General features: G+C 56.6%; 3 protein-coding genes and 1 pseudogene. All 4 read left to right on the top strand.

The annotated features are described in order from the left end of the window. A partial coding sequence (locus DW965_RS18520; protein ID WP_147398822.1) for an antirestriction protein ArdA occupies positions 1 to 409 on the top strand: 409 nt, incomplete at its 5' end. 26 nt (positions 410 to 435) lie between these two features. Continuing rightward, positions 436 to 1536: a hypothetical protein gene (locus tag DW965_RS18525; protein WP_243036691.1), complete on the top strand. Its 1101-nt coding sequence runs from the start codon at positions 436 to 438 to the stop codon at positions 1534 to 1536. 27 nt (positions 1537 to 1563) lie between these two features. Beyond that, a complete protein-coding gene (locus DW965_RS18530) occupies positions 1564 to 2034 on the top strand; it encodes a PcfB family protein (RefSeq protein WP_007887898.1) in 471 nt (156 codons plus the stop codon). Then, a pseudogene (locus DW965_RS22360) lies at positions 2031 to 2154 on the top strand (conjugal transfer protein TraG); the annotation flags it as partial. The gene DW965_RS18530 and the pseudogene DW965_RS22360, both read left to right, overlap by 4 nt.

The raw sequence follows: 2154 nt of genomic DNA on the forward strand, positions 1-2154 counted from the left end.
CACAAGGAGCGTGAAGGATTTGATAAACCTGACGCAGAACCTTGACCTTTACCGCTTTTACCCGGATATTTCCGATGATGAAGGGCTGGGCCGTCTTTACGCCGACGAGTTTGGGACCATCGACATACCGGAGCACATTCAGAACTACTTCGATTATGAAGCATACGGGCGGGATGTGCGTATCAACGAGGGCGGCGTATTCGCTCCCGGTGGGTATGTGTCGGCAGTCCCGGAGGGCTTCAAGGAGTATTATCACGGGCCGCAGGACATCCCGCCGGAACACCGGATATTTGCCTATCCCGAAAAGGCCGAGCCTGTCCACTCCATTCTCGCCGCACTCAAACGGTTTCAAGAGACCCCGCCCGCTCCGAAAAAGGACAAGGCGGGACCTTCCCATGAAGAACGGTAAGACTTCGGGCCAGCATGGCCCGAAGCATGAAGGAGGTGCATACCATCAACTATTACTCTATCAATGAAGGAGCCGCCCGCCGGGCAAAGGAAATGAACAGCTTTTCCGACTACAAGGAAGGGAGCGCAACGGCGGAATACCGGGCAATGGTGGATAAGGCCGCCGCCATAGCCGAACAGCAAAAATCCAGGGTGGACCCCATGTACCATGAGAAGATCGACCATCTGCTGGACACCTACGCCCGCAAGCTGGCCGAAAACATGAACCAGGGCTTTGCCATTGACGCGAGGGTTCCCTCTGTGATGATCGCCGGACCTGCCAACTTCCCGGTAGGAAAAAAGGAAAAACAGAACCGGGCCCGAGACAGCAACATGGAGGAATGGCGGTATATTCAAGGGCTGCTGGATAAGATACGCAGCACCGGCATGGGCGGGATCAGTGCCGATGACCCGGCAGCGATTGAAAAGCTCCAGAAGAAGCTGGACGGGCTGGAACGCTCCCAGCTCATTATGAAGGAGGTCAACGCCTATTACCGCAAGCATGGCAAACTGGACGGCTGTGCGCTGCTGTCGCCGGACCAGATCGAAAAGCTGAAAGCAAGCATGGCGTCAAGCTGGCGGAGCGACCCGAGGCCCTTTGAAAGCTACCAGCTTACCAACAACAATGCGGAGATCCGCCGGGTAAAGGCCCGTATCGAACAGCTTTCCAAACAGGCACAGCAGGAATTTTCCGGCTGGGAGTTCGATGGGGGCCGTGTGGAAATGAACCGGGAGGACAACCGCTTGCAGGTGTTCTTTGACGGAAAGCCTGACGCGGACACCCGGGCCGAGCTGAAAAGCAGCGGCTTTCGCTGGGCTCCCAGCGTAGGTGCATGGCAGAGGCAGCTCACGGACAACGCCATCCGGGCGGCTGACCGTTTGGAATGTATCAAGCCGCTGTCCGGCGAAAAGCCTCCCAGCTTCAAAAGAAGCCCTCTATCTTGCAGACCATGCGGGAACAGGGCGAAAAAGTCCAGACGGAGCCGGAAAAGAAAGCTCCGTCCGGCAGGGATGCCGAGCGGTAAGCCTCGGGCCACATTGGCCCGAGGTTTTCTGTTCCCCGAAACTGTACGGGGGCCTCCCGGATAACGGGGACCCCGACGGAAAGGAGGTTTTATGCAGGAAGAAGTAAATCAAAAAACGGTTGCCCTTTCGATCAGGACAACAAAGCTCACGGGAAAGGTGCTGGCTGCCGCACTTGGAAAGGTGGCGCGGGCGGTGCAAAAGCACCACCGGAAGGCGCTGACCCCGCAGGGACGCCAGAGTGTAAAAAAGCTGATGAACCACTATGGCGGCAAAAGCGCCATGCCCTATGTGGGAGCCCCAAAGGATTTTGACCGGATCGCAAAGGAGTTCCATGTGGACTACGCTTTCCATAAAGTGAGCCCCGGTCATTACCTACTGTTTTTCAAAGCCAATCAGGCGGACGCTATCACGGCGGCCTTCCAGAAGTACAGCGCAAAGGTGCTGAACAAAGAGCAGGACAAGGCTTCCATCCTCGGCCAGCTTCGGAAATTCACGGAGCAGATCAGGACGCAGGCAAAGGAAAAGCAGCGGACCAGAGAGGCGGTGAAGGACGGACGTTGAGTGACAAGATTAGAAAATATGTGCTCCCAAACCTGCCGTACCTCTTTGTGTTCTGGTTCTTCTCCAAAATCGGGACGGCCTACCGGATCGCCCCCGGCACAGACTTCGGGACAAAGCTCA

The organism is Blautia sp. AM47-4 (assembly GCF_003479865.1).
Taxonomy (GTDB): domain Bacteria; phylum Bacillota; class Clostridia; order Lachnospirales; family Lachnospiraceae; genus Fusicatenibacter; species Fusicatenibacter saccharivorans.

Coding starts and splice junctions, on each gene's coding strand:
- DW965_RS18525 (WP_243036691.1), top strand. CDS start 436: ATGAAGGAGGTGCATACCATCAACTATTACTCTATCAATGAAGGAGCC.
- DW965_RS18530 (WP_007887898.1), top strand. CDS start 1,564: ATGCAGGAAGAAGTAAATCAAAAAACGGTTGCCCTTTCGATCAGGACA.